The sequence below is a fragment of the Eggerthella sp. AM16-19 genome, from assembly GCF_003474385.1.
GTDB lineage: Bacteria > Actinomycetota > Coriobacteriia > Coriobacteriales > Eggerthellaceae > Senegalimassilia.
The window spans coordinates 1-7390 of the sequence record NZ_QUCY01000045.1 but is presented as its reverse complement, the minus strand read 5'-3'; the positions used below and the strand labels follow the sequence as shown (position 1 = coordinate 7390).

Genomic DNA, 7390 nt, shown 5'->3' with positions numbered 1-7390 from the left:
TGGTTCGATTGAAACAGTCAAAACGCGATAAGAAGATAGTAGGAGGCGGTCATGAGGGACCATTCGCAACATATACAGTTGTCGCGCGAGGACGCGGTGACGGCGACGCTGGCGGCGCTGGACGCGCAGCCGGAGGGCTTCGGCTGGCGTGGGCGCGCGGCTGCTGCCGACCATGCGGGCAAGGTGGAGCGCAAGCTGGTGGAGCGCGTTTCCCTGGCGGAATCGGTGGGGCGCGTGCTGGCGTACGACGTGTGCGCCGCGAACGATATGCCCAGCGCGCTCACGTGCGCCATGGACTCCATTGCGCTGCACTGGTCCGATTTTGCCGACCTGGCCGATGGCGAAGTGCCCGACACTAGCTCGTGGGTGCGCGGCCGGGATTGGCAGTTCGCCAACACCGGCGTTGCCATGCCGGAAGGGTTCGACACGGCCATCGTCATCGAGCATGCGCAGGTTTCCGCAGATGAGCAGCATGTGGTTATCGACGCGGCGCCGTCGAAGCCCGGCGCGGGCACGCGTCCGGCGGGCAGCGCCATGCGTCGCGGCGACGTGCTGGGCCGCGCAGGCCAGCTGATCACGCCCGACCTGGCGGCGCGCATGGGCTCGGGCAACAACGGGTCGGTGCCGGTGGTGCGCCGCCCGCGCGTGGCGTTCATCCCCACGGGCAACGAGTTGGTGGCTCCCGGCGTGCCGTTCGACCCCGACCGCGCCGCATCCTTCGCGGCCCGCGGGCGCAACTTCGAGACGAACAGCGTGCTCGTGAAGGCGAAATGCGAGCAGTGGGGCGGGCGTTTCGTCCCGTTCGATATCGTTCCCGACCGCCGCGACGCCATCGAGGAAGCCATCGCGCAAGCCGTCGAGCAGGCCGACATCGTGGTGCTCAACGCCGGGTCGTCGAAGGGAAGCGATGACTGGTCTTGCGAGGTCATGGAGCAGATGGGGCAGATGATCTGCCATCAGACGAATCACGGCCCGGGGCACCATTCCAGCTTCGCCATCGTCGATGGCACGCCCATCGTGGGCATCTCGGGCCCCAGCGCCGGCGCGTCGTTCACGCTGAATTTCTACCTGCGCCCGCTCATGCGCGCGTTTTCCGGCTTGGACCCCGAGGTTCCGCGCACGCCCATGGTGCTGGCCGAGGCGTTCCCGGCAGGTGGGCACGGTCCGAAGGGACATGGCGGCCCGGTCCGCGGCGAGGACAGGCCTGCGGAGCATCCGGCGCACAAGCCCGGCGAGCCCGAGTTCTTCGGCATCAAGCTGCTGCGCGCCGAGCATGCCGAGGACGGCACGCTGCGCGCTTGGCCCGTGCCCGGGCGCCCCGGCAGCCCGGAGAGCTTCGAGGCCAACGCCTATTACATGTTGCCCAACGGTCCGGGCATCGAGGCCCCCAAGCCCGGCGATGTGATCTGGGCAGAGTGGCGGTAATCCGAGCCGTTCGGAATTCGCGCGCCTGCCTGCCGGCAGGTCCCGCGAAGCCGTTTGACGGGCTTGTGGGGCCCAGCAACCACCAAGGCCGCATCACCGTTTCGAAGGCGATGCGGCTTTTTTGTGCATGCGCGAGAAGGGCGGTCGTTTTGCCGTCGCGTGTTCGCGCGCTTCCGCCTCAGGCGAATGACGAGAAATCGCGCAAGGTCGGCGCGTGTTTCGCTTGTGCCTATAATAGCGAAAATATGTTCGGTTTTCGGATTGCACGAACATCTGTGCGTGTGTTAGAATCTCCGCATCATATGAGCCAGTGCAGAGGCTTTCCTTTTGGGCGTTGAGCCTGTGGGAATGTCGTGGCCGGCATCCGTCTCCGGGATGCCCTTTCCTCTTCTGCAAGATCCTCGAAACCACGGAATGCAACGATAGTTTTCGCAGATAAGGCATGCTAAAATATCGTTGTACGAAATTCGAGGCATTAATGAACAGACTCGTCGTCGCGGAGCATGCATTTAAACACGGCTTAAACGAGGAGAGCATACGGTACGCCTGGGAAAATCGAATGGCATCGCAACACCGAAAGGCTCCGTATGAAGACCAAGTTGTTGCTATCGGGCTTACGGAAGACGGAAGGGTTGTTGAGCTAGTCGGCTCCCAAAAACCTTCTGCGGTAGTGATTTACCACGCAATGGAGCCGCCAACGAAAAGAGTGCTGTTCGAACTTGGGCTATTGGCAAGGAGGCGGTAGGCATGGCAATGTCTGCGGATGAAATCAAAAAAGAATTCGGCATCACGCCTGAACAGCTTGACCAATGGGAGGCGGATGCCGCTGCCGGCATCTTGCATGGAGAACCTAGCGGGCCGGTTACGTACGGCCCCGGTCGCCCTCTTATGTTCGATGAGGAAATGAAGCAGGTGGGGTTTAAAGAGCCGGTGAATAAAATCCTGCTCATCGACATCCGCGCAGCGCAGCTGGGAATGAAACGGTCGGAATATCTTCGCCATCTGGTAGATGAAGACTTGAAGCTCGCTGGCATCGCGTAGCGGTCAGCGTCGCGATGGGGCCGGGTCCCGTGTCTATCGAATCGCTGTCGCCTGAGGGTTCGCGGCCTGATGGGCGGGCTTGTTTGCTATCATAGCCAAGTTAACGGTCTAACCGCTTTCAGCGTGCGTGGAGCTGGGTTGCGCCGGCTTCTCCGGGCGCGTCCGCAAGTGTCGCGATTGTGCTGGCGGCAATCGGATGCGGGGTAGTCGTCGTTTTGCAGCGTAGCCGCTAACACGTGCGTTGGAATCGAAAGGAAAGAAACCAATGACCCAATACCTTACCGAGCGCGAGGTCCGCGGAATCGCGGAATACGCGCGTATCGGCCTTTCCGGGGAGGAGCTCTCCGAGATGACGGTCGATCTGAACAACATCATCGAAACGCTGCAGTCCATCAAGCAGCTGGACCTCGAGGGCGTGGAGCCTACGTTCCATCCCATCGGAAGCCTGTCCAACGTCATGCGCGAGGACGTGGAAACCGAATCGTTCACGCAGCAGGTTGCGCTTGAGAACGCGCCGAAGCAGCAGGACGGCAGCTTCTTGATCCCGTCCATCCTAGGCGAAGGGGGCGATGCGTAATGGCCATCTCCGATATGGGCATCGCGCAGATCCGCGAGGGTCTGGCGTCCAAGCAGTTCACCGCCTGCGAGGTCGCGCAGGCAAGCCTCGACCGCATCGCGCAGGCCGATTCTCAGGTGCATGCGTTCCTGGAGGTCACCTCCGAGGCCGCCATGGCCGCCGCGCAGCGCGTTGATCAGGCAATCGCCGACGGCACGTTCGATACGCTCGGCCCGTTGGCCGGCGTGCCGGTGGCGTTCAAGGACAACATGAACATGACGGGCACGCACACCACTTGCTCTTCCCGCATGCTGGAAAACTACGTGTCTCCGTACACCGCAACGTGCGTGCAGCGCATCATCGACGCCGGCGGCATGCCGCTGGGCAAGCTGAACATGGATGAGTTCGCGTTCGGCTCCACCACCGAGTCCTCCGCGTTCGGCCCCACGCGCAACCCGTGGGATCTGGGTCGTGTTCCGGGCGGCAGCTCGGGCGGCTCTGCGGCGGCGGTCGCCGCCGGCATGGCATGCGTCACGCTGGGCTCCGACACGGGCGGCTCCATCCGCCAGCCTGCCAGCTTCTGCGGCATCGTGGGCGTCAAGCCCGCCTACGGCACGGTCAGCCGTTACGGCGTCGTGGCCTTCGGCAGCTCGCTCGACCAGGTGGGCCCGTTCGCGCGCAGCGTCGAGGATGCCGCCGCCGCCATGGACGCCCTGTGCGGCCATGACCCTCTGGACTGCACGTCGCAGGATGTGAAGGCCGGCTTCCGCGCTGCATGCCAGCAGGATGTCGCGGGCATGCGCATCGGCGTGGTTCGCAGCTTCATGGATGCCAAGGGCCTGTCCTCCGAGGTTTCGGAGCGCGTGTCCGAGGCCGCTGCCAAGCTCGAGGCAGCCGGTGCCACCATCGTCGAGGTCGACCTGCCGCATATCGACGCCGCTATCAGCGCATACTACGTGCTGGGCCCATGCGAGGCGTTCTCCAACCTGGCCCGCTTCGATAGCGTGCGCTATGGCTACTGCGAGGAAGGCCACAAGGACCTGGGCAGCCAGTACGAGGCAAGCCGAGCCCATGGCTTCGGCGAAGAGGCGAAGCGCCGCATCATGCTGGGCAGCTACCTGCTTTCCGCCGGCGTGTACGAGCAGTACTACTATCCGGCCCAGCAGGTCCGCACGCTCATCACGCAGGACTACCGCAACGCCTACGAGCAGTGCGACGTCATCTTGGCGCCCACGGCCCCGGCTACGGCGTTCAAGTTCGGCGAGATCGCAGATCCGGCAACCATGTACCTGTCCGACGTGTTCACCATCTCCATCAACATCGCCGGCAACGGCGGCATGAGCGTGCCGTGCGGCTTGGGCGCGCAAAGCGGCATGCCCGTGGGCGTGCAGCTGATCGCCCCGCAGTTCAAGGACGAGAACATGTTCCGCGCCGCCATGGCGCTCGAGGCCGCCTACGGCAAGGCCCCCGTGGCCCCGAACTTCGCCGACGGGAAGGTGATTGAGTAATGCGTAAGCTCGAAGAGGTATTAAAAGATTGGGAGGCGGTCATCGGCTTGGAGATCCACGCCGAGCTGACCACGTTGAACACGAAGATGTTCTGCGGCTGCAAGCTTGAGTTCGGCGCTGACCCGAACACGCACACCTGTCCGGTGTGCCTGGGCCTTCCGGGCGCTCTGCCAGTGCCGAACAAGGCCGCTATCGAGTCCATCGTGCTTGCCGGTCTGGCCACGAACTGCGACATCGAGAAGCACAGCATGTTCTACCGCAAGAACTACATGTACCCCGACATGGCCAAGAACTTCCAGACCACGCAGGGTCCGGTGGCGTTCTGCATGCGCGGCCATCTTGATCTGGACGTCGACGGTTCGGCAGCTAAGGAGCGCGGCGATATCGCCGGCCTGAAGCCGGGCGAGACGTGCGAGAACGTCACCGTCACCGATTCCGGCTACACGGCGCACGTTGGCATCACGCGCATCCATATGGAGGAAGACGCCGGCAAGATGATCCACATCGGTGGCGACGAGGGCCGTATCGCGGGCGCCACGCATTCGCTGGTGGACTACAACCGCGCCGGCACGCCGCTCATCGAGTTGGTCACCGAGCCCGACCTGCGCACGCCCGAGGAGGCGCGCCTGTTCATGCAGAAGCTGCGTCAGATCTATCTGGCCATCGGCATCTCCGACTGCTCCATGGAGGAAGGCTCCATGCGCTGCGACGGCAACGTCAGCCTGCGTCGCCGCGGCTCCACGAAGCTGGGCGTGAAGACCGAGCTGAAGAACATGAACTCCTTCAAGAACCTACACGATGGCTTGGCCTATGAGATCTGCCGTCAGGCCGAGGTTCTGGAAGAGGGCGGTCAGATCTACCAGGAAACCCGCCATTGGGACCCCACCATGAAGCACACCATCGTCATGCGCGTGAAGGAAACCGCTGACGACTACCGCCTGTTCCCCGAGCCCGACTTGGCGCCCTACGACCTTTCCGACGAGTTCATCGAAGGCGTCCGCGTCAAGCTGCCCGAGCTGCCCGACCAGAAGGCCGCCCGCTTCGCCGATGAGTTCGGCCTGTCCGCCTACGATGCTCGCCACCTGGTCGATCATCGCGCTACGGCCGATTTCTTCGAGGCGTGCATGGAGGTTGCGGGCAAGGATGCCGCCAAGCTGGCGAAGCCTGTTGCCAACCTGACCATCAACGACGTCACCGCATGGCTGAACGCCAACGAGGATGCTGACCTTGCGCAAAGCCCGCTCACGCCCGCCCGTGCGGTGGAGCTGGTGAAGCTGCTCGCCGAGGACGCCATCTCGTCCAAGCAGGCCAAGCAGGTGTTCTCCGCCATCATGGACGAGGATAAGGATCCCTCGGCTATCGTCGAGGAGCGCGGCATGAAGCAGGTGTCGGACACCGGCGCCATTGAGGCCGTTGTGGATGCCATCATCGCGGCGAACCCCGATGAGGTTGCCCGCTACAAGGAAGGCAATACGAAGGTCATCGGGTTCTTCGTGGGTCAGTGCATGAAGGAGATGCGCGGCCAGGGCAATCCGAAGATCATCAACCAGCTGTTGGCGAAGAAGCTGGCAGAGTAGCGCAATCGCAGCTTGCGGGTTGCGGTTAGCGACTTTCGGGTTGTGGGTTGTGCCAGCGGAAGCTAGTTGGTTGCGAAGGCGCGGTCTGTGGTCGAGTCAGACAGCCAACGCAAACGCAATCGCAAACGTAAACGGGGAGCCGCTGAAAAGCGGCTCCCCGTGTGTTATCAGACGGACATGCGAGTGGCGATGTGCGCGAGCGCGTCGAGGTTGGCGAATCGAATGGCGCAGACGGGGTTTGAGGGTATCGTCGGCAGTTGTGGCGCGTGATTCGAGTGTGGCGGCAAATGGTAAAGCGCAGCGCAAGCAAGGCCGAGATCCTGCAGCTGCTGTAGCGTGCGAGCCGCAAGGTGCAGCCGCCTTTATCGCATCACCTTGGCCAGCACCTTCGCCAGCTTTTCCGGGTCAATGGGTTTGGAGACGTGGGCGTTCATGCCGCTGGCTAACGATCGTTTCACGTCCTCGGCGAACGCGTTCGCACTGGTCGCCACGATGGGCACGTCGGCGGCATCGGTGCGGCCAAGGCTGCGGATGCGGTGTGCGGCGGTAAGCCCGTCCATGACCGGCATCATGACGTCCATCAAGACGATGTCGTAGCGTCCAACAGGGGATTGCTCGAACGCGTCCACCGCTTCCTGGCCGTTCGTCGTCTTATCCACGGTGAATCCCATGTCGTCGAGCACGTATGCGATGATCTCCATGTTCAGCTCGTTGTCCTCGGCTACCAAGGCGCGCTTTCCGGTGAAATCGACCTGCTCGGCGTCTGCGCACGGCGACTTGTCAGCCGCATCGGCTATCGTCAGGGGAATCTCGAAATAAAACGTGCTACCATGCCCCAGGCGGCTGTTCGCGCGGATGCGATCGCCCATCATGAGCACGATGCGGTTGCTGATGGCAAGCCCCAGGCCCGTGCCCTGTTGACGGGCGTCCGTGGTGTTTACCTGCTCAAACTTGGCGAAGATGCGCTCGATGTCCTCCTCGGCGATGCCCACGCCCTCATCGGTGACGGCGAAATATACGCTTGCCGTTCGGGTGTTGCTCGCCTGGACGCCGACCCCTGTAGTCTGTGCATCGGCATCCACGGCCCCGCGACCCGGCGCCAGCGCCTCCGCAGCCTCGCAGCCGGCCGGAAGCGTACCTGCCGCGTCGCCCGCAGCCTGCGTGCCGGTATTAGCAGCCTCGCAGCTCGCTGGAGGCGCACCCGCCGCCTGCGCGTCAGCCTCCGCGGCCTCACAGCCCGCCGGAAGCGCCCCCGCGGCTCCGGCCCCCGCAGCCGCGCGACC

6 protein-coding genes are annotated in these 7390 nt (G+C 63.5%); 5 read left to right on the top strand and 1 reads right to left on the bottom strand.

What is annotated here, in order from left to right; genetic code table 11:
* Positions 1-51: 51 nt before the first annotated feature.
* The 5 genes from DW178_RS10990 (at position 52) to gatB (ending at position 6107) form a co-directional block, all read left to right on the top strand.
* Positions 52-1425 (top strand): molybdopterin-binding protein, encoded by a 1374-nt coding sequence (locus tag DW178_RS10990; RefSeq protein WP_118351503.1) that lies wholly within the window; start codon positions 52-54, stop codon positions 1423-1425.
* A gap of 747 nt (positions 1426-2172) precedes the next feature.
* Positions 2173-2466, top strand: coding sequence for a hypothetical protein (locus tag DW178_RS10980; RefSeq protein ID WP_052297917.1), 294 nt, complete (start codon positions 2173-2175; stop codon positions 2464-2466).
* A gap of 265 nt (positions 2467-2731) precedes the next feature.
* Positions 2732-3043, top strand: coding sequence for an Asp-tRNA(Asn)/Glu-tRNA(Gln) amidotransferase subunit GatC (gene gatC, locus DW178_RS10975; RefSeq protein ID WP_042436539.1), 312 nt, complete (start codon positions 2732-2734; stop codon positions 3041-3043).
* The gene (gene gatA / locus DW178_RS10970) at positions 3043-4530 is read left to right on the top strand and encodes an Asp-tRNA(Asn)/Glu-tRNA(Gln) amidotransferase subunit GatA (RefSeq protein ID WP_118351498.1); all 1488 of its coding nucleotides are present in this window, start codon (positions 3043-3045) and stop codon (positions 4528-4530) included. The genes gatC and gatA overlap by 1 nt, the downstream gene beginning before the upstream one ends.
* The gene (gene gatB / locus DW178_RS10965) at positions 4530-6107 is read left to right on the top strand and encodes an Asp-tRNA(Asn)/Glu-tRNA(Gln) amidotransferase subunit GatB (protein WP_118351495.1); all 1578 of its coding nucleotides are present in this window, start codon (positions 4530-4532) and stop codon (positions 6105-6107) included. Before gatA ends, gatB begins: the two co-directional genes overlap by 1 nt.
* Before the next feature lie 362 nt (positions 6108-6469).
* Here gatB and DW178_RS10960 read toward each other — a convergent pair.
* Positions 6470-7390: ATP-binding response regulator (locus tag DW178_RS10960; RefSeq protein ID WP_118351492.1), on the bottom strand; the 921-nt coding region annotated here is incomplete at its 5' end.